Below are 26416 nucleotides of genomic sequence, written 5' to 3'. Positions count from 1 at the left end.
GGCCAATGTTATCAATCCGTCTCATGTTTGCAACCAGTGGATGCACAACCGGAGGCAGATTCGCCGGAAATTTTAGCGGCGAAGTATTCCCCCCAGCACGCCGCGTAAGATTGCGCGGCCGACGGTGTTGCCCATCGAACCCGCGATCTTCTTCCCGAACTCTCCGGCCACCGCACCGCCGATGCGGTTCGTGACGGAACGGGTCACCTCGCGCGCAACCTTCTGTCCGGTAGAGAGCTTTTCTCCCCGCTTGCGGTTGGTACCGAAGATGCCGCCGATCATGTCGCCGATGCCGCCCATGATGCCGCCGGAAGATTCTCCGCCCTCCTCTCCGGACTGCGTGTTGTTCCGGGTTTTGAGGTCGGTCTTCTTCTGGAGCATCTCGTAGGCGGACTCGCGATCGATCGCTTCGTCGTAGTCGCCCTTGACCGGGCTTTTGTTGATGATCGCCTTGCGCTGCGCATCCGTGACCGGACCGACATTACCGGCGGGCGGGCGGATCAGCGTGCGGTCCACCATCGCCGGCACGCCGTTGCCTTCGAGGAACGATGTCAGCGCCTCGCCCTTGCCGAGTTCAGTGATGACCCGCTCGGTATTCAGCTTCGGGTTCGGGCGGAAACTCTGTGCCGCGACTTTCACCGCTTTTTGCTCTTTCGGCGTATAAGCGCGAAGCGCGTGTTGCACGCGGTTGCCAAGCTGCGCCAGCACGGTTTCGGGGACGTCGGCTGGGTTCTGCGTCACGAAATAAACGCCGACGCCCTTGGAACGAATGAGCCGGACCACCTGCTCGATCTTGTCGAGCAGGACTTTCGGCGCCTCGTCGAACAGGAGATGTGCTTCGTCGAAGAAGAAGACCAGCTTCGGCTTTTCGGGGTCGCCGACTTCCGGCAATTCCTCGAACAATTCGGAGAGCAGCCAGAGCAGGAAGATTGCGTAAAGGCGCGGATTGTTCATCAGCTTGTCGGCCGCGAGTAGGCTAATGACGCCCTTGCCGCCCTTAGTGCGCATCAGATCGTCGATCTTAAGCGCCGGTTCGCCGAAGAACTTATCGCCGTTCTGGTTTTCGAGCACGAGGAGCGCGCGCTGGATGGTGCCGATGGTGGCTGAACTGACGTTGCCGTAGGTTTTGGTCAGTTCGGACGCATTGTCTGCAATGAAGGTCAGCATCGCGCGCAGATCCTTCAGGTCGAGGATCGGCAGTCCGTTCTCGTCGGCGACGCGGAAGCAGATATTGAGCACGCCTTCCTGCGTGTCGTTCAGATTCATCATGCGCGAAAGCAGCAACGGTCCCATCTCGCTGACGGTCGCGCGGATCGGATGGCCCTGCTCGCCGAACAAGTCCCAGAAAATGACGGGGAAATCGTCGGGTTCGTACTTGAGATCGATTTCCTTCGCGCGCTTGAGCACCCAGTCCTTACCTTCGCCGGGCTGCGACACACCGGAAAGATCGCCCTTGATGTCGGCAGCGAACACCGGAACGCCCGCGCGCGAGAAACCTTCCGCCAGCGCCTGTAAGGTTACGGTCTTGCCGGTGCCGGTTGCGCCGGTGACGAGGCCGTGGCGGTTCGCCAGACCGAGCGTCAGGTATTGCGGCTTGGCCGCCAGGCCGACGAAAATCTTGTCACCGGTATCTGCATTCGCCATGTCGTCGCTCCCTGCTGCGTGCGCGCACTGCGAAGATATAGTGCGCCTGCCGTCCCGTTCCAACCGCCCGCCAACTACCAAACAAAGTAACAGTCAACATGATTTCCGGAAAAAAATCTTTTGACAGGGCGCACCGGATGCCCGACGAAAAAATTGGAAAGTCCGGTCGTAAAGAGAAGGAAGTGGGGCTGACATGATCGGGATGGCGAGTCGTTCTTTTACCCGCCGGTACCTGTCGAGCGACCTCTTCCTTGCAGCGCAAAAATTATTTGCCTTGCGTTGCCCGTCCGAAAATTCCGCCTGATTGCAACCTGCCTGCCCCGCTGCGGTGACCTTCTCATCGCGCGCCGGAGTAAATTGCCGTGAAGAGCAAGCGCCCGTCATCCTATCCCATCCGTGAAATGGCCGGGATTGATGCGATCCGCGCGCAGAAGCTGCGTGCCTTCCGGATCAGGACGACCACGCGCTATCTCGAAAAGGCAAAAACACCGAGGGGACGCAAGGCCCTCGCCGATCTGATGGAGATTTCCGCCTCCGAAATCCTCCGTCTGGCCAACAAGGCCGACCTCATGCGCATCAAAGGCATCGGCGACGACTACACCGAACTGCTGTTTGCAGCGGGCGTGGACACGGTTCGCGAATTGCGTCTGCGCAAGCCCTCGCAGCTCGCGCAGAAGATGGTTGTTGCGAACGAAACCGCGGCGACCAAAGGCAAAAAGCTCGTCCGCCTGTTGCCTAGCGAGAAGACGATCCAGCGCTGGATCGAACGGGCGAAGACCCTTCCCCTTCAAATCTCCTATTGAGGCCACTGCGCACGCGTCACCACCCGCCTCTTGCTTGCGTTTTCGGGGTACGGGGGGTCTATTCGCCGGATGCTGACAAAATCCCCTAACCGGACGTTCCGCGCGCGCGGCCGCAAGCTCGAATTGCGCCGCCGTCCACTGGTGATGGGTATTCTAAACGTCACGCCCGACTCGTTTTCCGATGGCGGCTCCTATCGCAACGCCGATGACGCGGTCTCCGCTGCTATCAAGATGATCGCGGAAGGCGCCGACATCATCGACGTGGGCGGCGAATCCACCCGGCCAGGGCATCAGCCCGTCGACTCCCGGACCGAACTGGAGCGCGTGCTGCCCGTGATCGAGATGCTGGCCGCCAAAACAGAAGCGACGATCTCCATCGACACATCGAAAGCGGCCATCGCCACACAAGCGCTCGCCGCAGGCGCGCATATCGTGAACGATGTATGGGGCCTTTCGCGTGATCCCGGCATGGCGGAAGCGGTTGCTCGCGCGGAGGCTGGCGTCATCATCATGCACAACCGCGAAAGCACCGACGGCACGCTCGATATTTTCGCGGAGATGGATGGTTTTTTCGAAGAAGCCGTTGCGAAAGTAACGACTGCAGGAGCTGCAGCAGATACGATCATGCTCGATCCGGGTATCGGTTTCGGCAAAACGCTTGAACAAAACCTCGCCATCGTCGGCGATCTGAAGCGGCTTAACAAATCCGGCTATCCGGTGCTGCTCGGCGCATCGCGGAAATCCTTCATCGGCAAGGTATCGCCGAGCGAACCGAGCGAGCGCATCGGCGGAAGCATTGTCACCACCGTGCTCGCGGCGCAGGCCGGAGTCTCCGTAGTGCGCGTGCACGATGTGAGCGCGCATGTGCAGGCGCTCAAAGTACTCGAAGCGACGGACCGGCAGACATGAAAGGCATCATCGACATCGCGGGCCTCGTGCTGTTTGCACGCCACGGCGTCGGCGCGGAGGAAACGCGGCTCGGCCAGCGCTTCATTCTCGACATCACGCTGGAGACCGATGTTGGCGAAGCCGTCAAACACGACCGGCTCGCGGATACGGTGGATTACGGCGAGGTCGTCGCCGTCGCGAGTTCGGTTTTTCGCGGAAAGAACTTCTACCTGATCGAGGCGGCAGCGGCGCATGTCGCGGCTGGAATCCTCGCCCACTTTCCGGCAGTGAAGAACGTGCGGGTCACGGTGAAGAAACCGGAAGCGCCGATCGACGCCGAGTTCGATTACGTCGCGACCACGGTGGAGCGCAAGCGCGATGCCTGATGCCTATATCGGGCTAGGCTCCAATCTCGGCGATCGAGCCGCATTGCTGGAAGAAGCGCGCAATGCGATTGCGAAGCAATGCGGAACCATCACGGCTGCATCTTCGGTCTATGAAACCGCGCCGTGGGGTCCGGTGGCGCAGGACGATTATCTCAATCAGGCTGTGCGTATCCAAACCTCGCTTGCGCCCGGCATGCTGCTGACACGCCTGCGCTGGATCGAGGCCGCGCTCGGCCGTAACCGCGAACAGGAAGTCCGCTACGGCCCGCGCACGATGGATCTCGACATTCTTTATTATGAGGGCGCGGCCCTCGACACGCCGGAGCTGACCCTGCCCCACCCGCGCATTCTGGAGCGGGCCTTCGTGCTGGTGCCGCTTGCGGAAATCGCTCCCGATCTCGAAATCAGCGGCAAACGCGTGGCGACAGCCCTCGCAGCAATCGACCCCGGTACCGTGCGCCCTTACGCCGAGTAGCGGCGATCTGCCGTTTGGCGTGCGAAAGCGCGCGTGGCATGGTCGTCCGGTACATATATTCCTTGCGTGTCTCCATGTCCGAACTTCCGCTCGCATCCGAATTCCCTGCCGCCTCCCGCGAAGAATGGCGCAAGCTCGTCGATGGCGTCCTGAAGGGCGCCGATTTCGACAAGCGTCTGGTTTCGAAAACCTATGACGGCATCGCGATCCAGCCGCTTTACGAACGCGCGAAGGGAACCGCGCGCGTGCCCGGCCGCATCGACGGAGAGCCTTGGGCCGTCGTGCAACGGATCGAACTCCGCGACGCGAAGCAGGCGAACAAACAGGCGCTGCACGACCTCGAAAACGGCGCGACGGGAATAAAGCTCGTTTTCCCCGGTGCAATCGGCGACTACGGCTTCGCCCTGCCCGCCACCAAAGAAGCACTATCGCAAGCGCTTGAGAATTTCTGGCTGGACGCAGCAGAGATCGAACTAGACATCGGTCCGCTCTCGCAAGACGTGCCGCTATGGCTTGCGGAAATCGCGAAAGAACGCAGCGCGGAACCGGCGAAATGCAATTTCCGCTTTGGCCTCGATCCGCTCGGCGCCATCGCCTTGCATGGCTGCAGCCGGGCGCCATGGAAGGAAATCGCGCCGCAGTTCGCTGCGCAGATCGCCGCTCTTGCAAAGCAGGGTTTCAAGGGCGGTTTCGCCGCCGCCGACGGGCGCATCGTGCATGCGAGCGGCGGCTCGGAAGCGCAGGAACTCGCGTTCGTGCTGGCTTGCGGCGTCGAATACATGCGCGCACTCGAAGCGGCAGGACTTTCGCTCGACGATGCACGGAACGCACTTTTCTTCCGACTGGCCGCCGACGCCGACCAGTTTCTCACGATTGCGAAACTTCGCGCGCTACGAAAACTCTGGGCGCGCATCGAGGAAGCATCCTCGCTGGTGCCGAAGCCGATTTTCATTTCCACCGAGACGGCGTGGCGGATGCTGACCAGACGCGATCCGAACGTGAATATGCTGCGCGCGACGATGGCGGTCGCGGCTGCCGGATTCGGCGGCGCGAACTCGATTTCCGTGCTGCCGCATACCGCGGCGCTCGGCCTGCCCGGCGAGTTCGCGCGGCGCATCGCGCGCAACACGCAACTGATCCTGCTCGAAGAGTCCAACCTTCATCGTGCGGGGGATCCTGCGGCGGGAAGCGGCTCCATCGAGACGCTGACGGAAGAATTGTGCCAGAGCGCATGGAAATTGTTTCAGGAAATCGAAGCTGCGGGTGGCATCGCCGCTGCACTTGAGAAGGGTCTGCTCCAGAAGAAGGTTACAGAGACGCGCGCCTCGCGCCTCGCCAACATCGCCCGGCGCAAAGACCCGCTGACTGGCACGTCCGAGTTTCCGAATATCGCGGAAGGCAAGGAAGGCGTGGCGGACACGAACCCGCAATTTGCCGAACTGCCCTTCCCGCAGGTTGCGGAGGCGATGCCGCGGATGCGGCTTTCGGAAGGGTTCGAGGCCCTTCGCGACGCGGCGGAAAAGATGAACCCTGCGCCGAAGGTTTTCCTTGCCAATCTCGGCAAGCCGGTTGACTTCACCGCGCGCACGACCTTCGCGCGCAATTTCTTCGAGGCAGGCGGCATCGCGGCCGTGCCGAGCGAGAATCTTTCTTCAGCGGAGGAAGCTGTGAAGGCCTTCGCAGCATCCGGCGCGAAGATTGCCTGCATCTGTTCGTCGGACGAAATCTACGGAACGCAGGCGGAAGCCACGGCACTGGCATTGAAGCAAGCCGGCGCGGCTGCCATCTGGCTCGCCGGACGCGGCGGCGAAAAAGAAGCTGCCTATAAGAGTGCCGGGATCACCGGCTTCGCATTCGCGGGCTGCGACGTGATTGCGGCACTCAAGACGGCACAAAGCGCCATTTAACTCAGCGCACGCCATTCCTCGGCTGGTTCACGAACGCCACCAGCGCATAGCTCAGGAACAAGAGCAGGAACCACGAACCGAATTTCGCGAACGACACCGCCTGCCAGCCAGTGAGCTGATGCGGGTAAAGCCAGGTCTTCGTGATCGTGCCGACATTCTCCGCGACCCACACGAATAACGCGACCAGAAACGCGGCCAATAGCAGCGGCATTGGACGATGCGCATGCCAGACCTTGTAGTAGATCATCGTCCGTCCAAACAACAGGAACGCGAACGCGAACAGGAAATAGCGAAAATCATAGATGTAATGATGCGCGTAGAAGTTCAGGTAGATCGCACCGGCGAGCAAATACACAGTCCATAGCGGCGGGTGGCGCGTGAACCTGAAATCGAAAAGGTGCCAGACGCGCGCGATATAGCTGCCAATGCTCGCATACATGAACCCGGAGAAGAGCGGCACGCCGCCAATCTTGAAAAAACCGGCCTCCGGATAAATCCACGAACCCACGCCGGTCTTGAATACTTCCATGATCGTGCCGACGACATGGAAAATGAAGATCACCTTCGCTTCGTTCCATGTCTCCAGCTTGAAAACGAGCATGCCGATCTGGATGGCAAGCGCCGCAAGAAACAGGAAATCGTAGCGTGCGAGCGTGGCACCACGGGGATACCACAGCGTCGTCGCGATGATCAGCGCGACCATCAAGCCGCCGAACAGGCAAGCCCATGCCTGCTTAATGCCGAAGCGCACGAACTCGTAGGTCCACGCACGTAAACGCCCGCCGCTTTCGGCCCAGCGGCCGATGGCGGCTTCCGCGCCGATGAAACGCGCGAGCGGCGCCCAGGCCGCCGCGGCGCTCGGTCTTGCATTGTCAGGTTGCGGCTTGTGCACGTAAACGACTGGAATATAAGAGATTATTGCGGTGCGTGATTATCCTGCGCGACGGGGTATAAATAAGGCCATGAGCAAGCTGCCGGACTTCTCCAAGGTTCAATTTCGCGAGAGCGCGCTGAGTGCGCAGGCTGGCGCAGCAGAGCCGTGGCTGACGCCGGAAGGCATCCCGGTAAAGTCCGCCTACGACGAACGCGATCTCGCCGGCATCGACTTCCTGAACACGTGGCCGGGCATCGCGCCGTACCTGCGCGGCCCCTACCCGACCATGTACGTCACGCAGCCGTGGACGATCCGCCAGTATGCCGGTTTCTCGACGGCGGAAGATTCCAACGCCTTCTACCGGCGCAATCTCGCGGCCGGACAGAAGGGTCTCTCCATTGCGTTCGATCTGGCGACGCATCGCGGCTATGACTCCGATCATCCGCGCGTCACCGGCGACGTCGGCATGGCGGGTGTCGCGATCGACTCCATTCTCGACATGCGCACCCTGTTCGCGGGCATCCCGCTCGAGCAGATGAGCGTGTCGATGACCATGAACGGCGCGGTGCTTCCCGTTCTCTCGCTTTTCATCGTTGCGGGCGAAGAACAGGGCGTACCCGCCTCGAAACTTTCAGGGACCATCCAGAACGACATCCTGAAGGAGTTCATGGTCCGCAATACCTACATCTATCCGCCCGCGCCCTCGATGCGGATCATCTCGGACATCTTCGGCTACACGTCGCAGAACATGCCGAAGTTCAACTCGATCTCAATTTCCGGCTATCACATGCAGGAAGCGGGCGCGACGCAAGATCTCGAACTTGCCTACACGCTCGCGGATGGCGTGGAATATGTTCGCGCGGGCATTGCCGCGGGTCTCGACATCGACAAGTTCGCGCCTCGCCTCTCTTTCTTCTGGGCGATCGGCATGAACTTCTTCATGGAGATCGCGAAGATGCGCGCGGCTCGCCTGCTCTGGGCGAAGCTGATCAAGCCGTTCAACCCGAAGGACACACGCTCGCTCTCGCTGCGCACGCATTGCCAAACTTCCGGCTGGTCGCTGACCGCACAGGACGTCTTCAACAACGTGGTGCGCACTTCCGTCGAAGCAATGGCGGCGACACAGGGCCATACGCAATCGCTGCACACCAATGCGCTTGACGAAGCGTTGGCGCTGCCGACCGATTTCTCCGCACGCATCGCGCGCAACACGCAGCTCTTTCTCCAGCAGGAAAGCGGCACCACGCGCATCGCCGATCCGTGGGGCGGCTCCTATTACGTCGAGAAACTCACCTACGAACTCGCAAAGAAGGCGTGGGACCACATTCAGGAGGTCGAGAACCTCGGCGGCATGGCGAAAGCCATCGAAGCCGGGATTCCGAAGTTGCGCATCGAGGAAGCCGCCGCGAAGACACAGGCGCGCATCGACGCGGGCATGCAGGCCGTGATCGGCGTCAACAAGTACAAGCCGGAAAGCGAAGCCGAAATTGAAGTGCTGAAAGTCGATAACTCGGCGGTGCGCAAGCGCCAGATCGAGAAGTTGGAGCGGCTTCGCGCGGAACGCGACGAGAAGGTGCTGGCGCAGAAACTCGAAGCGCTTACCAATGCGGCTTCGAGTGGCACGGGCAACCTGCTCGCGCTCGGTGTCGATGCCGCGCGCGCGAAAGCGACCGTCGGCGAAATCTCGATGGCGCTGGAAAAGGTCTGGGGCCGGCATCGTGCGGAAATCCGTGCGATTACAGGCGTTTACAAGCGGGAGGTCGGGAATATGTCCGACGCAGTCGTCCGCGTACAGAAACTGGTTGAGAAGTTCGAGGCCGACGAAGGCCGCCGCCCGCGTATCCTGGTGGCGAAGGTCGGACAGGACGGCCACGACCGCGGCCAGAAGGTGATCGCTTCCGCCTTCGCCGACCTCGGCTTCGACGTGGACATCGGTCCGCTGTTCGCAACACCCGCGGAAGCCGCACGGCAGGCAGTCGAGAACGACGTGCATGTCGTCGGCATTTCTTCGCTCGCGGCCGGACACCTCACGCTGGTTCCCGAACTGAAAGCTGCGCTGAAGAAGGAAGGCCGCGAGGACATCATGATCGTCGTCGGTGGCGTCATTCCTCCGCAGGACTACGCGGAAGTGAAGGCAGCAGGCGCGGAAGCGATCTTCCCGCCGGGCACCGTGATCGCGGAAGCGGCGGAAGACCTGCTGCGCTCGCTCTCGTTGAAACTCGGCCACGATCGGGCGGCAGCGGAATAATTCTTTGCTGGCACCCTTTAAATCCGGAATTGCCGCGGCCGACGCCTACATCGGGCAGCACTACTTCTCCGTACCAGGCATGTCCTCGCGTTTCGCGGCGGCGGTCGGCGCAGCCACGATGCGCATTCAATCCGAGCAAGGAATTGCCGGACACTTCGTCGAGATAGGTGCTTTCGCGGGCCGCTATTTCATCGCGCTTTCGCATGCACTGACCGGCGATGAGCGGGCGATCGGTTTCGATACGTTTCATTGGCCCAGCCCGAAGGTAAAGACCGCGCTGGAAGACAACATCGCGAAATACGGCGTTCCCGGCCGCTCGATCATCGTTGCCGCCGATAGCCTGAAATTGAGCGCGAAAGAGATTCTGGCGCTCGCGACCGGCAAGAAAGTACTATTCTTTCATGTCGACGGCGAACATACGCCAGAGCATCTCGCAAATGATATGTCGCTTGCAACGCAAACCCTCGACGAGCGCGGCGTGATTTGCCTCGACGACATGCTGCACGCGGGTTATCCGACGCTTCCGGTCATCGTGCATGAATTTCTCAAGCGCGAGCCGTCGTTGCGTGTGTTCTGCATTATCGACCGCGAAGACATCGCCGCGCAGACGAAATACATGATCTGCCGCGAGCCTATGTTCGATTTCTATATCGGGCAGCTCCTGAAGGCTTTCCCGGACAATGTATGGCCGCTGGGCGCGGACTTCCGCTACGAGAAGAAGGCTCTGGTGCTTTCACCCGACCCGAAACTCCCCAATTTCGACGATCTGCTGTAAACAGCGGCTATGCCGAAGGCTCCGCGCATCTCCCCAGACATTGCCGAACTTGCCCGCAAGCTACAGGCGCATGACCGGGCGGCGCTGGCGCGTGCGATCACGCTGGTCGAATCGAAGAAAACCGAGCATCGCGCGAAAGCGCAGGAGCTTCTGCGCGAACTGCTCCCCGAAACGGGCAAGGCGATTCGCATCGGCATTTCCGGCGTACCCGGCGTCGGCAAATCGACTTCGATCGACACGCTCGGCTCGCATTTGACGGCGGCCGGTCATCGCGTCGCAGTGCTCGCAGTCGATCCTTCCTCAACGAAAAGCGGCGGCTCCATCCTCGGCGACAAGACGCGAATGCAGCATCTCTCCGCCGACGAAAGCGCTTTCATCCGGCCTTCGCCATCGGCGGGAACGCTCGGCGGCGTCGCCGCGCGCACGCGCGAGTCGATGCTTCTATGCGAGGCGGCAGGTTACGACGTCATACTCGTCGAGACGGTCGGAATCGGCCAGTCGGAAGTCGCGGTCGCAAGCATGACCGATGTGTTTCTGGTGCTGATGCTGCCGGGCGCGGGCGACGAATTGCAGGGCATCAAGAAAGGCATTCTGGAAGTCGCGGACATCATCGCCGTCAACAAGGCGGACGGCGACAACCTTCCCCGCGCGCGCGCGGCGGCCAGCGCGCTCAAGGCTGCGATCCATATTTTCTCATCGGACCAGAACGAAGCCGCGCCGGTGCTCACCTATTCTGCGCTGACCGGCAACGGCATCGGCGCATTGTGGGAGAGCGTGCTCGCTCACCGCGAGCGCCAGCAGAAAACCGGGCGGCTCGCGGATAAGCGCCGCACGCAGGAAATCAAGTGGATGTGGACGCTGGTGGAAGAACATTTCCAGGAGCGCATCCGTTCGAATGCGAGGGTACGCGCGCGCATCCCGGCGCTCGAAAAGGCAGTCGCAGAAGGAAAATTACCGCCGCAACTCGCCGCCGACGAACTGGCGAAGCTGATCGGCCTCGACTGATGTCCGCAGTCCGCCCGTTGCGCATCGCAATCGCGGGCTTCGGGCCATTTCCGGGTGTGGCGAAAAATCCCTCCGCCGAAATCGTGCGGCAACTCTTGCGCATGCAGCGCTTCCGCAACTCCGGTATTCGCCTCTCCGGCGCGATTTTTCCGACTGCCTACGAAGCCGCCGAAAAGGAGCTTCTAACGCTTCTGAAATCAGGACCCGATGCCGTTGTCCTGTTCGGGGTTGCCGGACGCCGCCGCGAAGTGTGCATCGAGACGACCGCACGCAATGCAGTCTCGGTTCTCGCTCCCGATAATGCGAGGTTCGTTCCAGCCAAACGCGCCTTGATGGAGAAAGGTTCGCGGACGCTGCCGTTGCGCGCACCTGCGCGTCGGCTTTTGCAGGCGGCCAAATCCGCAGGCGTTCGCGCACGGCTTTCGCGCGATGCAGGCAGCTATCTCTGCAATGCTTCGTTCTACCGCGCGCTCCACGAAACCCGCGCGCAAGAAAAGCCTCCGCTGGTCGTATTCATTCATATCCCGATGCCGCGCGCGAACCGGCCGCCGCGAAGGCCGCGAAGGCGGTTACGGCGTCTACCGGCTCTCTTGCCGCTCTTCTCAGCACTGGTACGCGCGGCCGCCGCAATCCTCGCCGCCAGTATTTCCGCCGCCCGCCGCCGTTAACCGTATCAATTCGGCACGGGGAAAGCGGCCCGCTTCTTGAAATGCACCTTGCTCATTTCCTGATTGGGGACGGGCATGGATTTCGACCGCCGCATGGTACTGGCCGGACTGACCGCAGCGGGCACCTTCGCTCCGCTGAACTCGCAGGCTAGCGCCTCGCCGCAGGCACTCGGCGGTCTCGGTGCGGACGTCACCAAGCTGGGGGTCGCGGCCAATGCTTCGCACGACCAGTCGCGCGCCTTGCAGGACGCCATCAACGCCGCGGCGGGTGCGCGTATTCCGCTCGTATTCCCGCCCGGCGTTTATCGCGCGGGCGACCTGATGCTCCCGGCGGGCGCGCACCTCGTGGGCGTGCCAGGCGCTTCCAGAATCGTGCTCGGTTACGGCGCATCGCTATTCGCAAGTTCGCGCGCCGACCAGATCACCCTCACCGGCCTCGTATTCGACGGCGCGTCGAAGCCGCTGCCGGAGCGGCGCGGACTAATCACCATCCGGCAGGCCCGCGACTTCACCATGCGCGATTGCGCCATGATCGGTGTCAGCGGCACCGCGCTGGTGCTGGAGAATGTTTCCGGCGAGATCAGCAACAGCACCTTCACCGGGCCTACCAAGGCCGCGATCTTCTCGCTGGACGCCACCGGCCTCGTGATCCGCAACAACGTCATCCGCAGCGCAGGCAATAACGGCATCATGATCTGGCGCTCGGAAAAGGGCGACGACGGCACCATTGTCAGCGGCAACCGCATCGAGGACATCTATGCGCGCGACGGCGGCAGCGGCCAGAACGGCAACGGCATCAGCCTGTTCCGCGCAGGCAACGTCATTGTCAGCGACAACCGGATCCGTAACTGCACCTTCAGCGCCGTGCGCGGCAACGCCGCGTCCAACATGCAGGTGCGCGGCAATACGGTGAGTTCGCTCGGCGAAGTCGCGATCTATTCGGAGTTCGATTTCGAAGGCTCGGTGATCGCCAACAACGTCGTAGACGGCGCGGCACTCGGCGTTTCGATCACGAACTTCAAGGAAGGCGGGCGGCTCGCGGTGTGTCAGGGAAACCTGATCCGCAACCTCGTGGTGCGCGGCAAGCCGTTCGTCGATCAGGAGGCGCGCGGCATCGGCATCGCCGTGGAAGCCGATACCGTCGTTTCCGGCAACGTGGTCGAGAAAGCGCCGGTCGCGGGCATCTGGCTCGGCTGGAAGGAATGGCTGCGCGATGTCGCGGTCACCGGCAACCTCGTTCGTAATTCGCGCATCGGAATCGCGGTGCAGGTATCGAAGGGCGCTGGCGCTGCGCTGATCGCCGACAACATGATCAGCGGCACGTCGCATGGCGCGATCGTCGGCATGGACGGCCTGCTGCGCGTATCGGAAGACTTGCAGCGCGAAAACCCGTCGCGCTACGCGCAACTCACCCTGAACGGCAACCGCGTCCAGTAATCAGGACGCGATTTCGGCTTCCTGATCTTCGCTGAGCCGCGCCAGCAACCACTTGGCCGTACGCAGCAAGCGGCCATCGCGGCCCGCCGGACCCACGAGCTGCACGCCCAGCGGCAGGCCGCCCTCGCCTTCGAGAAGCGGCAACGAGATCGCGGGCAAACCTGTCAGGGTCCAGAGCGAGCAGAACGCGGGATCGCCGGTATTCTCCAGCCCTTTCGGCGCGACACCGGCGGCTGAAGGCGTGAGAACCGCGTCGTAGTATTCGAAGAAGTCCGAAAGCCCGGCTGTGTATTGCCGCGACTGCGACAGCGCTTCGAGATAACGCACCGCCGAAACCCGGCGGCCTTCGGCCAGAAAATCGCGCAACGTCTTGCTCGCGGTTTCGCCGCCCCGCCGCACGATCTTCGAATGATGATGCGCCATGTCGACCGACATAATCGCGCGCAGGTCGTCCCACGCCGGGCCGTAAACCGGCGCATGCAGCTCCACGCGCTGCACGGTTTCGCCGAGGGACTCGACCAGTTGCTCGAAAGCCTGTGCCGTGGTCGCATCGGCGCGATCCCACGCGGGCGTGCGAACGTAAGCAATCCGCGGCGTCACGGGCGGCGTCTCTGCCGCGCCGGCGGTGAAATTCGGCAAGGCATAAGGCTTGGTATCGGGGTCAGCTTCGTCGTGCCCCGCGATGACATCGAGCAGAAGCGCGAGGTCGCCCAGCGAACGCGCGAAGCCGCCGACGTGATCGAGTGCGCGCGAATGGCTCAGGATACCGGCGCGCGAAATCAGGCCGTGGCTCGGCTTCATGCCGAACACGCCGCAATAAGCGGCCGGCCGAATGACCGAGCCGTTGGTCTGCGTGCCGAGCGCGAGCGGAAGCATTCCGGCCGCAACCGCGGCCGCGGAGCCGGAAGACGAACCGCCGGGCGTGCGTTCGAAATCGTGCGGATTACGGGTCTTGCCGGGATGATAGAAGGCGAATTCGGTGGTGACGGTCTTGCCGAAAATGACCGCTCCAGCCGCGCGAAGCTTCGCGACCACGGTCGCGTCGCGATACGGGCGGCGGTTCGCGAACAGCGCGGAGCCGTTCTCGGTCGGATAATCGGAAGTGTCGATGCAATCCTTGATGCCGACCGGGACACCGTGGAGCGGACCCAGCGCATTGCCGTTCGCCCGGTATTCGTCGAGCGCGCGCGCCTGGTTCAACGCATGTTCACGGTCGAAATGCGCGAAAGCCTGCACCTTCGGTTCGGCCGCATCGTAGCGTTCGATGCAGGCTGCGGTGTATTGCTCTGCGGAAATATCTCCGGCGGCGATCTTATCCGCCGCTTCCACCGCAGTCAGTTCAAAGAGATGTTCGCTCAAAGGGTTGGTTCCCGGCTGTTATGCCGGGAACCATACCACGTTTAGAGCCAGAGATTGAGTGCGCCGGATAAAATCAGCGTGAAAGCCAGCGCAATTCCGGAGGTGAAAAACAGCGCCACGTAAGGCTCCATTTCGGTGCCTACGTAGCGATGCATTTTTCCGCCTGCGGGCAATGCCGCCCAGAAAGAGCCGGCGATTACCACGAAGACGACCAAGCCCGAAACGAACAGGTAGACCGGGTTCAGACCCGCCGCGAAGCCTTCCACCGTGGTCTTGCCGCCCGGATAAAGATAGTTCGGCAGGCCGAGACCGATTTGCGGGAAGGCGTAGAGCATCACCATCGAGACGATGACGACCAGCATGTAAGGCAGCACGCCGCGGAAGATGTCGTTGATGTTGACCCAGCTCGGCGCGACGCCCTTGAGATAGAACGGCGCCATAGCGACCGGCGGCGACAGGAACGACGTCTGGATATTCAACGCGACCAGCAGTCCGAAAAACAGCGGATCTATATCGAACGTCTTCAGAAGCGGAAGGAAGATCGGCATGAAGATGACGATGATTTCCGTCCACTCCAGCGGCCAGCCCAGCACGAAGATGATCACCTGCGCGAGCACCATGAAGCCGGTCTGGTTCAGGTTCATCCAGAGCACGAATTTCTCAATCGGGCCGTGACCGCCGAGATAGGCGAAGACCGCCGAGAAAATGAACGAGCCGATGAAGAGCCAGCACACCATCGCGGTGGTGCGGGCGGTCAGGTAGACCGAGTCGCTTACAGCCGAGAAACCGAAACGGTTGTACGGGATCAACGGCAGCACGACGAGCACAGTGAGCAGCAGGAAGCTGATGGCGAAGGTACGGAACGGAATGAAGAGGAATAGCCCGATCAGCAAAGCACCGACGACGATGCCATAAATCGAGACCAGCCATCGCTTCCATGCGACGTCGTAATTCGCGCCGTAGAGCAGTGCGAGGATGAGGGCGCCGAGCGAACCCATCGCCGCCGCTTCCGATGGCGTAGCGATACCGAGCACGATGGTACCGAGCGCGGAGGCGATCAGGGCGAAGAGAGGAAGAAACGAACTGATGAGCGTGAAATAGACGCCAGGCCAACGCCACGCGATATATGCATTCGCGATACCGAAATTGATGAAACCCGTGATCCAGACGGCACCCAGATCGTGAAACCAGATCAACGCGGCCACGAACGCTGCATAAATCAACGACGGAAACGGCGACCGGAAAAATTTCACTGTGGCAGGCGAAAGCTCTTTGTCGATGTCCGAAGGGTTCTCTTTCAATTTTGGCGCGAGTTTCGGATTGAGTAACGCGAGCACGATCGTCAACAGCATATAGAGACCTGCCAACATAATGCCGGGGAAAAACGCACCGGCATACAACTTCACGACTGAAACACCCGCCGTCGCGCCGTAAAGAATGAGCATGACGCTCGGCGGAATCAGAATGCCGAGACAGCCGCCCGCGCAAACTACGGCGGCCGAAATCTTCACGTCGTAACCCGCGCGCAGCATAGCCGGGAACGCCAGTAGGCCCATCAGCGTCACCACCGCGCCGACGATGCCGGTCGCGGTCGCGAAGATTGCGCAGGTCGCAAGCGTCGCCAAGGCCAGCGACGCAGGCACGGGCCCTGCCGCAAGTTGTAGCGAGCGGAACAGACGATCGAGCACGTTCGCCCGCTCGATCACGTAGCCCATGAAGACGAACAACGGGATCGAGATCAGCACGTCGTTGGTCATCACCGAATAGGTGCGTTGCACGACGAGGGAGAAAACGAGATCGCCCATCGCGTAGTAACCGAAGAACACGCCAAGCGCCATCAAGGTAAAGGCGATCGGGAAGCCCAACATGATGAACGCAACGAACAGGACGAGCATGATTACGCCGAGTTCGGCGTTGCCGATGCCCATCGAAGCCAGGAGGGAAGAAAGAGAAAACATCAAACGGCTCCCTTACGCTGGCCGAGTTCTTCGAGGTCTTTAATGGTCTGGTACTCGCCCTGCTCCGCCTTCTGGAGCATTTGCTGGTCGAGTTCCTGCACGTCGTGCAGGCGCTGTGGCCACTTGCCGTCACGGACCGCGATAATGCAGCGCATGAATTCGACGATACCCTGCATGAGCATCAGCACCCCGGTAATCGGGATCAACGTCTTGAAGTGATAGACCGGCGGCCCGTTCGGACTGGCCGACGAACGCTCCTTCATGATCCAGGCAAGCTCGGCGAAGGAATAGCCCGAGTAAATGAGCGCGAGAATGCCGGGGAAGAAGAAGAGCACATAAAGCGCGAGGTCCATGCCCGCCTGACGGCGCACCGGCCACGCGCGATAAATGAAGTCGCCGCGCACATGGCTGTTGCGCGAAAGCGTGTAGGCGCCTGCCAGCATGAACAGCGCGCCATAGAGAATGTAGCTCGCATCGAACGCCCATTCGGTCGGTGCGCCGAGCACATAGCGCATGAAAACTTCATAGGACGTGATGAAGGTGAGCAGCAGAATCGCCCAACCCACCGTCTTGCCGACAAACGTGCTGATCGCGTCGACGACGCGAAGCCCGACTTCGTGCTGCGAGTCGGTCTGCAAGGTGGCGGCAACACCGCCTGCCGCGCAGAAGGTAACCGCGAGCACGACGATCCACTTCAGACCGAAAATCGGCAGCATCGCGAGCGCGGCGCCGATCATCAGCACTGCGCCAATCGAAGGCCTTCTCGACGAGATCAAACCGCCGATGATCGCCAGAACGGGAACAAGCGTGCCGGTAACGTGGAAGAACGCCTTGAACGAAGAAAATGCAGCGCTGTAATCGGGGCCATAGAACCTGACGCCTGCCCATAAACCCAGCGCACCACCAACCACGCCGAGAATAAGCGTAAGATTTTTCATGGCCGTCCTCCCTCCACGCACCCGTAACTTTACGAGTGCGGGCGTCATAGCAGTTTACGCGAATGGTGCGTGAGCGGTTTTATTATGCAGCGTTTACGCCACGCGCACCCATAGAGAAACCCGCGCGGAGATTGTCCGCGCGGGTTCCATTCATCATATCGGGATTAGCCTGCGAGCTTTTTGAAGCCGGCGTCGAGCGCGACGGAGTCGAGGTTGTTCGTGCTCAGGTACGGATAGATCTTCTTGACCCATGCGCGCTGAGACGCGATTACCTTCGCGAAGAACGGCTCCTTCGACTGCTCCGCGATCACCTTCGTCCACGCATCGAGCTGCGCGTTCAGAACCGCAGGCGGCGTCTTCACGACGTTCACACCACGCTTCTTGATGGCTTCGAGGTCGGTCGAGTAGCGATCATAGGCCTTGTAGATCTGCTCCGAAGACGAAGCGTGCGCCGCGTAACGCAGCACCTGCTGCAGTTCCTTCGGCAACGCCTCAACCTTCTGCTTGTTGAAGATGACTTCGAAGGCTTCCATCTGCTGGTGATGGCTGCCGAGCATGAAGTACTTCGCAACATCCGGGAAACCGAGCAGGATGTCGGACGACGGGTTGTTGAACTCAGCGGAGTCGAGCAGGCCACGGTCCATCGCCGGGACGATTTCGCCGCCCGGAAGAATGGTCACAGCCGCGCCCATTTCCTTGAACACGTCGGCCGAGAGACCAACGGTGCGGTATTTCATGCCCTTGAAGTCGTCGCCGGTCTTCATTTCCTTCTTGAACCAGCCAAGCGGCTGGGTCGGCATCGGGAAATAGAGATAGCCGGTGAGGTTCAGCTTGAGCGTGTCGTTGACCAGCTCCTTGTAGAGCGCTTCACCACCGCCGTTGTAGAACCAGGCAAGGAAGCCGTTCGCGTCCCAGCCGAAAGACGGCGGCGTGCCGAACAGCGAGTAAGCCTTGTGCTTGCCGTACCAGTAGGCGCAAACGCCGTGGCCGGCTTCGAGAACGCCCGAATGCACCGCGTCCGCGAGTTGGAAGGCGGGAACGACAGCGCCCGCTGCGAGAACGTCGAGCTTCAGACGGCCACCCGAAAGGTTGTTCACGACGTTTGCGTAATCGACAGCAAACTCGTGGAAGATGTCCTTGGTCGGCCAGGTCGACTGATATTTCCAGGTCTGGGTCTGCGCGCGCGAAATTTGCGGCATCGCGATCGTCGCAGCCGCAGCGACACCGGTCAGACCGGCGGTTTTCAGAAATTTCCGGCGGCCAGCTACAGGCGCGCCCGAACCTTTTTTGGTCGGCATCGAGTTAATCCTCCCTGAGATCGACTTTCCGTCACGGAAAGCCGAGACGCGGTTCTTCGCCGCGCTGAATTAAGCACGCCAAGGGCGCGCATATTGATTTTGCAAAAATGTCGGGATACAGCGCAAGCGTATTGTTATCTTGCGTCGCAACATGACCCCGGTGCCGACTGAGAGCGGTTGAAAAAATTTCAACTGGCGTCGCTGAAAATGACAACTGACTGCGAGAATGAACGCAGTTGCAGCGCACTTTGCAAAAAATCGCGACGAATTGGCGCTGATGCAGCCCCCTCCGCGGCAAGACTAATAATCGAAGAATACGGTCTCGCGTTCGCCTTGCAGCACGATGTCGAGCGAATAAACCGAAGAATTAGTTTTACGCGCAATCAATGTCGTGCGCCGCTGCTCTGGAACCAATCCAAGTACTGGATCGTTCGCATTGTGCGCTTCGTCATCGAAATAAATCCGCGTGAGAAGTTGTTTGAGCATCCCACGCGCGAACACCATCGTGACGAGGTGCGGAGCCTGTAGCGAGTTGCCGGGTCCGGGCACCGCTCCCGGCTTCACCGTGTAAAAACGGAACACGCCGTTCTTGTCGGTCGCGCAGCGGCCGAAGCCATGAAATGCCGGATCGGCGGCCTTGTCCTGCGTGTCTTCGGGATGATCGTATTTTCCGGCAGCGTTCGCCTGCCAGATTTCGATCATCGCATCGGGAACCGGCATGCCATCGCCGTCCAGTACGCGGCCTTCGACAATGATGCGCTCGCCGAGCGCATTCCCTTCGACAAGATTCTCGCCGCCTTCATACGGCAAACCGAAATGGAAAAATGGTCCGACGGTCTGCGACGGCGTCTGGCCAAACTTCGTCTTGCTCAAACTCAATGCTCCATCGGTGTCGCGTTGCGTCCGCGCAGCACGATATCGAACTGGAAACCGAGCGCCCATTCCGGAACGGTGGTGTTCAGATCGAAACGGCTCACCATCCGCTCGCGCGCCTTCTCGTCGGGAATGCCGTTGTAAACCGGATCGTACGGAATCAACGGGTCGCCCGGAAAGTACATCTGCGTCACAAGCCGATTGATGAAGCTCGGGCCAAACATCGAGAAATGGATGTGCGCGGGACGCCATGCATTCGGATGATTGCGCCAAGGATAAGCGCCGGGCTTGATCGTCGTGAACGAGTAACGGCCTTCCGCGTCCGTCACCGCGCGGCCCGCACCGGTGAAGTTCGGGTCCAGCGGCGCAGGGTGCTGATCGCCTTGATGCACATAACGTCCGGTCGAATTCGCCTGCCAGATTTCCACTAGGGTGTGCGGAACCGCACGGCCGTTTTCGTCCAGTACACGACCGGAAACGATGATGCGTTCGCCAAGCGGTTCGCCCGCGTGTTGCCGGGTGAGATCGGAATCCACCGGCAACACTTTGCCGTGTCCATAGACCGGCCCGGTTACTTCGGAGAGCGTGTGCGGAAGAATGACCAACGGCTGCTTCGGCGCGCGCAGCACGGTCGAGGCATAGGGCGGATAATACGAGGGCGGCTGCGCGCTCTTGTCCTCGCGACGATACGGAATCACATCGGCCATGTTTCCTCCCCGCCTTGCAAACGCGGAACCCGCTTTTTGAAGCGTACAATATTCGGGAGGAAGATTCCGGCCAGTCCCCGTTGCGGGATCAGCTTGAAGGATTGCTGGCGAGCGCTCCGGCATCAAGGCAAGCGTAAATATCGCCGGAGTTGGCCTCCGCCGGTAATGCCTCGATCCATCCCGCCATCGCATCCGCCGAGATTGCGTTCGCGTGTGCGAATTGCTGGCTCTCTCCCAGCGCGGCATTGAAAGAATAGGTGGCCATGCCCGCGAGGCGTTTGATCGCGCGCAAAGCGACGTCGCGCTGGATCGTGGTGAATTCCAACGACAGCGCGGGCAACGGCTGCGTCAGACCGGCCAGCACCTCGTCCTCGAAACCCTCGACATCGATCTTCACGAAGGCCGGCTTGCCGTGCGCCTCGATCAGCTTGTCGAGCGTGGTGACCGGAACGGAAATGATTCTGTCCCAGCGCTGCCCTTCCCAGCCCGGCGCGCCGTCCGCAGACTTGATGAAATCGTCGGAAGCAGTGGCGACGGTCGGGTTGCGGGTATTGAGTTTCAATTCGAGCGTGCCTTCCTTCGCGCCGACCGCGGCGCGCACCAGCGTCACCCTCGGATTACGCCCGTAGAAAAATTGCAGCACGCGCGCGAGCGGCGGCTGCGGCTCCGCGGCGACGACCTTCGCGCCGACACGCAGGAAAGACGCGACGCGGTCGCCAACATGGGAGCCGATGTCGTAGGCGATGTCGCCTTCTTTCAGGAAGCGGCGGTAGATCGCATCCATCGCATGATGGCGCGGACGGTCGCCGTAATAGATACGGAGCGAGCGAAGAATCGCCCGCCCCGTTGTCAGCCATTCGAACATGGAAGTTTACGCAGCAGCCGGGGCCTGCACCGCGCGGATTTCTTCCGGCATGTCCAGTTCTTCCGGCATCACGCAATAGTGGTTGCGCTCCGCCCAAGCACCGAGCCACGGCAGCGAGCTGAACACCGCGAAGGGTGCGGCGAGGATCAGTCCCGCCACGAACGGCACGAACCAGATCGCCGCGAACGGGGAGAACCAGAGCACGAACAGGAAGATCGCGGCACCGAACAGCGTATGCGGCCAGAAGGTGCGCATCGCCGCCTTCCACGGGACGCGATAGCCGTCGCGCTGCTGGCCATCCCAGCGGGTTTTGCGGCCGAACAGCGCCGCGACCATGAAGTAGCTGGCTGCGAACATCTGCAACGGTGCGTGCAGGAAGGTGAAGACCATGTCCATCGCGCCGCTGGCGAACAGCTTGAACGCGCCGCCATAGCGTTTCACCGAGCGAAGTGCGGCGTCGAACACGCCGAGCACTCGCGGAGAAATATAAAGAGCGATGAACAGCGCATAGAAGAAGAACGCCGACCAGTACGGGAACTGTCCGCCCGCGGGCGCGAGCGCGACACCGATTGCGGCGACGATCGCGAACAGGCAAACCGCGCCCATGCCGACGAACATCTGGATCGCAAGCAACATCTGCATCCAGCTCGTCGGCTGCAGGCCCGGCATGTTGTTCAGCAACTTCGTGTACTGAAGGTTGCCGTTCGCCCAGCGTACGTCGCGCGCCTCGAAGTCGAGCAGCGTCGGCGGAGTTTCCTCGAACGAGCCGACCTCTTCCGGAATCACGCGCACCTCAAATCCGGCACGGCGCATCATCATCGACTCGATGTGATCGTGCGAGAGGATGTGCCCGCCGAACGGCGGCTTGCCGGGAAGCAGCGGCAGCTTGCAGTAGTCACGGAACGGCTGAATGCGGATCGTGGTGTTGTGACCCCAGAACGGCCCGCACTCCGCATGCCACCAGGCATAGCCTGAAGTGTAGGCGCGCATGCCGCCGCGCATGCCGAACTGGAACACGCGCGCGAAGAAACTCTTCGACGGCATGCCGACGATGAGGCTCTGGAGAATACCGAGGCGCGGATTGGCCTGATGGATACGGACCATGCGGACGATGGTTTCGCCGGTCATGATCGAATCCGCATCGAGCGGAATCATCAGCTCGTATTCGTTGCCCCAGCGCTCGCAGAAGTCGCGGACGTTACCGGCCTTGTAGCCTTCGTTGTGATCGCGGCGGCGATAGACCAGCTTCGACGGGCCGGGGAAATCCTTGGCCCATGCGGCAGCGGCCGCCTCTTCCAGCGGGAAGACTTCCGGGCGGTTCGAATCGGAGAGCACGAAGAAGTCGAACTTGTCGGCCTGCCCGGTGCGGTCGAGGCTCTGCTTGATGACACGAAGCCGGGCAAATGCACGGGCCGGGTCTTCGTTGCGAACCGTCATCAGGATCGCGGTCTTCGCGAATACCGGGTCCGCGTCGGTCGCCTTGCCGATGACCGGAACGATCAAGGGCAGCGGATCCTTCACGAAATTCATGATGAAGAAGCCGATCACCGAATTCCAGAAGCCGGTGACGATCCACGGCGCGTAGACGAGGAAGCACGCGACCAGAACGGCATCGAGGAAGCCGAAGCCATCATAGGAAAGAATGTGCACGAGCCACGCGGCCATGCCGAACAGCGTCGCGGTGACGAGCGCGGCGTAGATCATGCGCCGCCGGGCAATTGCCCGGACCGACTGGGTGCCGGTCGGCGTCATCTCTTCGGTATGGGTGGAAGCGATACCGGCCGCCGTGGCGGTGGCCGCATCATGATTAACGCCGAGGGCCGGTTTGGCCGCTTCGGCGGAACTGGAATTCATCGACATGGAAGGAAGGTCCGTCCCCTGCTTGCGCCTTAGCGCCTTCTCGCCGACAACCGGTACAAATCCGTGGCGAAACTTGGCGAATTGGTAGCGCGTCCTAAAATTGTTGCGAAGGGCTTCCGGTGACAGACGACCAAAAACTTAAGCCGAATACGCAGGTTCGCGCGCTCTGGTACGTCGCGCCCGGCAAGGCGGAGTTACGTTCCGCAACACTGAGTGATCGGACGGAAGGCTCGGTTCTGGTCCGTACGCTCTATTCCGGCATCAGCCGAGGCACGGAACGGCTGGTTTTCGAGGGCCGCGTCCCGGAAGCCGAATGGTCGCGCATGAAAGCGCCGGCACAGGAAGGCGAATTTCCGTTCCCCGTTAAGTATGGCTATGCCGCCGTCGGCACGGTCGAGGACGGACCGGCTGCGCTCAAGGGCCGCAACGTGTTTGCCCTCTACCCCCATCAGGACCGCTTCGTGCTTCCGGCCGAAAAGGTCGTCGCGATACCGGACAGCGTTCCCGCCCGGCGAGCGACGCTTGCCGCCAACATGGAAACCGCACTGAACATCCTTTGGGACGGAAGCGCACAGGCGGCCGACCGGATCGTGGTGATCGGCGGGGGAATCCTCGGCTTGCTGGTTACTTCGCTCGCCTGCCGCCTGCCGGGCGCCAGCGTTACCTTGGTCGACGTCGATCCGGAACGGGAGAAAGTCGCGAAAAAGCTCGGCGCGGCTTTCGCCCTGCCCGGCGAGGCTCCGGGAGATGCGGACCTCGTGATCCACACTTCCGCAACGGCCGATGGCTTGACCCTCGCTCTGAAGCTGGCGGGCATCGAGGCGACCGTGGTGGAGGCAAGCTGGTTCGGCAGCGGCGCAGTGAGCGTGCCGCTCGGCGACAGCTTCCATTCGCGGCGGCTGAAGCTGGTTTCCAGCCAGGTCGGCCACGTTTGTCCGACCCGCGCCCGGCGCTGGAGTACGGGGCGGCGGCTGGAAGCGGCTATCAACCTGCTCGCCGACGACCGGCTGGACGCGCTGCTTGGCGAGGAAGTGCCGTTTGCCGAACTTCCGCAGCAATTACCCCGCCTGTTAGCGCGAACCGCGTCCGGTTTCGGCGCGCTGGTGCGTTACTAAGTCATCACTTTAAGGAAAGAGCTACACGCCATGTATGGCCTCGAAGTCCGCGACCACATCATGATTGCCCACTCCTTCAAGGGAGAGTTCTTCGGGCCTGCCCAGCGCGTTCATGGCGCGACCTTCGTTTGCGACGTCGCGTTCTTCCGCGAAAAGCTCGGACCGAACGAGGTCGTGGTCGACATCGGCGCGGCCAGCGATGCGCTGAAAGCGACGCTTGCCGTCATCAACTACCGCAACCTCGACGAGGTGCCGGAATTCAAAGGCAAGCAGACCACCACCGAATTTCTCGCGCGCTATGTGTTCGAGCAGATGAAAGCGGCGCTCAAGGCCGGCAAGCTCGGCGCGGACAGCGAAGGCATTTCCAGGATTAAAGTGACCATGCACGAGTCGCATGTAGCGCGCGGCTGGTACGAGGCCGCGGTCTGACTTCATGCGCGACGTCGTCTTCGTCATTCCGGGCGATCTGAATACACCGACCGGCGGCTATCGCTACGACAAGCGGGTGATGGAAGAACTTCCATCCCTCGGCTGGCGGGTAAAGCATGTCGCCCTGCCCGGCGATTATCCTTCGCCTTCGGAGCGGACGCTCGCGGATACGGCGAAACTTTTTGCTTCGTTCGGCGCAGACGAACTGATCGTGGTGGACGGCCTCGCGCTCGGCGCAATCCCGCGCGAGACGCTTTCCCATTTGAAAGCGCGCTTGATTGCGCTTTGCCATCATCCGCTGGCGTTCGAAACGGGGTTGTCTATCGAACGCATCGACTACCTGCACCGCACCGAGCGCGAAGCGCTCGCGCGCGCGGTTGCGACGATCGCGACCAGCCGCTCGACCGCCGTACTGCTTGCGCGCGAATTCAACGTGAAAGCCGAGGACATCACCGTTGCGGAACCGGGCACCGAGCCTTCCGCGCGCGCGAAGGGCGATGCTTCGCCGCCGCGCCTGCTCTCGGTCGGCGCGATCACGCGGCGCAAGGGTCACGACACACTGGCAAAGGCGCTTTCCAAAATCCGCGATCTCGAATGGGAATGGCGCATCGCGGGCAGTATCGACCGCGATGCGGTTGCGATGCAGACGCTAGAGAACGAAATCGAAGCGGGGAAAATAGCGGAACGCACCGCCCTGCTCGGCCCGCTCGACGATGCCGGGCTTGAAAAAGAATATTCGAGTGCCTCGCTGTTCGTGCTGCCCTCGCACTTCGAGGGCTACGGCATGGCCTTCACGGAGGCGCTTGCACGTGGGCTTCCCGTAGTCGCGGGTTCCGGCGGCGCGCTGGTGGAAACCGTGCCGCGTGACGCGGGTGTGTTCGTCACCCCCGGAAACGTTGGCGAACTTGCGCTCACGCTGCGCAGGCTCCTGACCACGCCCGCCGAGGTCGCGAAACGCGCCGACGCCGCGTGGGATTACGCGAAGAAACTGCCGCGCTGGTCCGACACGGCGAAACTCATCGCGGGCGCGCTGGAACGCGCAAGCGCAAAGGCTGCCGCATGAGCTTTTCCGCTACATGGCTTCGTTTGCGCGAGCCGGTCGATCACCGCTCGCGCGACAAGCGGCTACTCGAAAATGCTGGCGCTTATCTCGCAAGCAGAAAAGAGCCGGTGATCTACGACCTTGGCGCAGGTGCCGGATCGAACTTGCGCGGCACCGCGCTCGCTCTGCCTGCACGGCAGCGCTGGGTGCTGGTCGATTACGACGCCGATCTCCTTTCCGCTTCGCTCGACTTCATCAGCGAATGGGCCGAAAAGTCTCGGCCTACCGCGGCGGGCCTCGAAATCGAAAAGAACGGAAAACACATTCGTATTGAAGTGAAGCGCGCCGACCTCGCGGCGAACCCCGCGCCGTGGGGCGAGACGAAACCCGACCTCGTCACTTCCGCCGCGCTGTTCGATCTGGTTTCGGAAAGCTGGATCGGGCGTTTCTGTGAAATGCTCGCAAAAGACAGACTACCGCTCTACACGACGCTGGTACACGACGAGACCGCGCAATGGTCGCCCGCGCATGAAGCCGATGCGCAGATGACGGCAGCGTTCGAGCGCGACTTCGGCAAAGAAAAAGGCTTCGGCCCTTCCGCCGGAAATAAAGCCATTGGCCTGATGGCAGAGAAACTGAAAACGCTCGGCTACGATGTTGCGCTTACAGACAGTCCGTGGCGACTCGACGGTTCAGACCAAGCACTGATTGCCGAACTCGCGGACGGTTGGGCCAACGCGGTACGCGACACGAACAGCGTGCCGGAAGCGGTCATCCAGTCATGGCTGACGGCTCGCAAAGCGCGCGACACTACCTGCATCGTCGGTCACAAGGACTTGCTGGCACTGCCGCCGGAATAACT

At 61.5% G+C, this 26416-nt stretch carries 23 protein-coding genes and 1 pseudogene; 14 read left to right on the top strand and 10 right to left on the bottom strand.

Going from position 1 to position 26416, the window contains the following annotated elements; translation table 11 throughout:
• Positions 1-72: 72 nt before the first annotated feature.
• Positions 73-1644: a DUF853 domain-containing protein gene (locus tag KF794_03510; protein QYK45773.1), complete on the bottom strand. Its 1572-nt coding sequence runs from the start codon at positions 1642-1644 to the stop codon at positions 73-75.
• Between the two features lie 401 nt (positions 1645-2045).
• Between KF794_03510 and KF794_03505 the strand changes: the two genes are divergently transcribed.
• From KF794_03505 to KF794_03485, 5 genes are all read left to right on the top strand, one after another.
• Entirely contained in the window at positions 2046-2447 is a 402-nt protein-coding gene (locus KF794_03505) for a DUF4332 domain-containing protein (GenBank protein ID QYK46580.1), read from the top strand.
• Between the two features lie 69 nt (positions 2448-2516).
• Positions 2517-3356, top strand: a complete 840-nt coding sequence (folP, locus tag KF794_03500; GenBank protein QYK45772.1) for a dihydropteroate synthase — start codon at positions 2517-2519, stop codon at positions 3354-3356.
• Complete coding sequence (folB, locus tag KF794_03495) at positions 3353-3721, top strand: dihydroneopterin aldolase (protein QYK45771.1); 369 nt, start codon at positions 3353-3355, stop codon at positions 3719-3721. The genes folP and folB overlap by 4 nt, the downstream gene beginning before the upstream one ends.
• A complete protein-coding gene (gene folK, locus KF794_03490; protein QYK45770.1) occupies positions 3714-4196 on the top strand; it encodes a 2-amino-4-hydroxy-6-hydroxymethyldihydropteridine diphosphokinase in 483 nt (160 codons plus the stop codon). Before folB ends, folK begins: the two co-directional genes overlap by 8 nt.
• 74 nt (positions 4197-4270) lie before the next feature.
• A complete protein-coding gene (locus tag KF794_03485; protein ID QYK45769.1) occupies positions 4271-6103 on the top strand; it encodes a methylmalonyl-CoA mutase small subunit in 1833 nt (610 codons plus the stop codon).
• A 1-nt stretch (position 6104) separates the two neighbouring features.
• Here KF794_03485 and KF794_03480 read toward each other — a convergent pair whose 3' ends face one another.
• The gene (locus KF794_03480) at positions 6105-6995 is read right to left on the bottom strand and encodes a DUF817 domain-containing protein (protein QYK45768.1); all 891 of its coding nucleotides are present in this window, start codon (positions 6993-6995) and stop codon (positions 6105-6107) included.
• 70 nt (positions 6996-7065) lie between these two features.
• On the opposite strand from KF794_03480, the gene scpA reads away from it, so the two are divergent.
• From scpA to KF794_03455, 5 genes are all read left to right on the top strand, one after another.
• On the top strand, positions 7066-9225 hold the full coding sequence (gene scpA, locus KF794_03475; GenBank protein ID QYK45767.1) for a methylmalonyl-CoA mutase: 2160 nt from the start codon (positions 7066-7068) through the stop codon (positions 9223-9225).
• 4 nt (positions 9226-9229) lie between these two features.
• Positions 9230-10000 carry a class I SAM-dependent methyltransferase gene (locus KF794_03470; GenBank protein QYK45766.1) on the top strand — a complete coding sequence of 257 codons (771 nt, stop codon included), beginning with the start codon at positions 9230-9232 and terminating at the stop codon, positions 9998-10000.
• A gap of 9 nt (positions 10001-10009) precedes the next feature.
• Positions 10010-11005 (top strand): methylmalonyl Co-A mutase-associated GTPase MeaB, encoded by a 996-nt coding sequence (gene meaB, locus KF794_03465; protein QYK45765.1) that lies wholly within the window; start codon positions 10010-10012, stop codon positions 11003-11005.
• Positions 11005-11673 (top strand): pyroglutamyl-peptidase I, encoded by a 669-nt coding sequence (locus KF794_03460; GenBank protein ID QYK45764.1) that lies wholly within the window; start codon positions 11005-11007, stop codon positions 11671-11673. Before meaB ends, KF794_03460 begins: the two co-directional genes overlap by 1 nt.
• 75 nt (positions 11674-11748) lie before the next feature.
• Positions 11749-13110, top strand: a complete 1362-nt coding sequence (locus KF794_03455; GenBank protein QYK45763.1) for a TIGR03808 family TAT-translocated repetitive protein — start codon at positions 11749-11751, stop codon at positions 13108-13110.
• On the opposite strand, the gene KF794_03450 is transcribed toward KF794_03455, so the two are convergent.
• From KF794_03450 to mdoH, 8 genes and pseudogenes are all read right to left on the bottom strand, one after another.
• On the bottom strand, positions 13111-14469 hold the full coding sequence (locus tag KF794_03450) for an amidase (protein ID QYK45762.1): 1359 nt from the start codon (positions 14467-14469) through the stop codon (positions 13111-13113).
• 284 nt (positions 14470-14753) lie between these two features.
• A pseudogene (locus KF794_03445) lies at positions 14754-16397 on the bottom strand (TRAP transporter large permease subunit).
• Between the two features lie 29 nt (positions 16398-16426).
• A complete protein-coding gene (locus KF794_03440) occupies positions 16427-17143 on the bottom strand; it encodes a TRAP transporter small permease subunit (protein QYK46579.1) in 717 nt (238 codons plus the stop codon).
• Positions 17144-17529: 386 nt separating this feature from the next.
• The gene (gene dctP / locus KF794_03435; GenBank protein QYK45761.1) at positions 17530-18663 is read right to left on the bottom strand and encodes a TRAP transporter substrate-binding protein DctP; all 1134 of its coding nucleotides are present in this window, start codon (positions 18661-18663) and stop codon (positions 17530-17532) included.
• Between the two features lie 300 nt (positions 18664-18963).
• Complete coding sequence (gene pcaG, locus KF794_03430; protein ID QYK45760.1) at positions 18964-19605, bottom strand: protocatechuate 3,4-dioxygenase subunit alpha; 642 nt, start codon at positions 19603-19605, stop codon at positions 18964-18966.
• Positions 19539-20243: a protocatechuate 3,4-dioxygenase subunit beta gene (pcaH, locus tag KF794_03425; GenBank protein ID QYK45759.1), complete on the bottom strand. Its 705-nt coding sequence runs from the start codon at positions 20241-20243 to the stop codon at positions 19539-19541. Before pcaH ends, pcaG begins: the two co-directional genes overlap by 67 nt.
• 88 nt (positions 20244-20331) lie before the next feature.
• Positions 20332-21108 carry an FkbM family methyltransferase gene (locus KF794_03420; protein ID QYK45758.1) on the bottom strand — a complete coding sequence of 259 codons (777 nt, stop codon included), beginning with the start codon at positions 21106-21108 and terminating at the stop codon, positions 20332-20334.
• A gap of 6 nt (positions 21109-21114) precedes the next feature.
• Positions 21115-22968 carry a glucans biosynthesis glucosyltransferase MdoH gene (gene mdoH / locus KF794_03415; GenBank protein ID QYK45757.1) on the bottom strand — a complete coding sequence of 618 codons (1854 nt, stop codon included), beginning with the start codon at positions 22966-22968 and terminating at the stop codon, positions 21115-21117.
• 119 nt (positions 22969-23087) lie between these two features.
• On the opposite strand from mdoH, the gene KF794_03410 reads away from it, so the two are divergent.
• From KF794_03410 to KF794_03395, 4 genes are read left to right on the top strand one after another with little or no spacing between them, the layout of a single operon-like run.
• On the top strand, positions 23088-24083 hold the full coding sequence (locus KF794_03410) for a zinc-binding alcohol dehydrogenase (protein QYK45756.1): 996 nt from the start codon (positions 23088-23090) through the stop codon (positions 24081-24083).
• 30 nt (positions 24084-24113) lie between these two features.
• The gene (locus KF794_03405; protein QYK45755.1) at positions 24114-24512 is read left to right on the top strand and encodes a 6-carboxytetrahydropterin synthase; all 399 of its coding nucleotides are present in this window, start codon (positions 24114-24116) and stop codon (positions 24510-24512) included.
• Positions 24513-24516: 4 nt separating this feature from the next.
• Positions 24517-25575, top strand: a complete 1059-nt coding sequence (locus KF794_03400) for a glycosyltransferase family 4 protein (GenBank protein QYK45754.1) — start codon at positions 24517-24519, stop codon at positions 25573-25575.
• Entirely contained in the window at positions 25572-26414 is an 843-nt protein-coding gene (locus KF794_03395; GenBank protein ID QYK45753.1) for a hypothetical protein, read from the top strand. The genes KF794_03400 and KF794_03395 overlap by 4 nt, the downstream gene beginning before the upstream one ends.
• Positions 26415-26416: the final 2 nt, after the last annotated feature.

The organism is Xanthobacteraceae bacterium (assembly GCA_019454205.1).
Lineage (GTDB): Bacteria > Pseudomonadota > Alphaproteobacteria > Rhizobiales > Xanthobacteraceae.
This window is presented reverse-complemented; position numbering and strand designations above follow the sequence as displayed.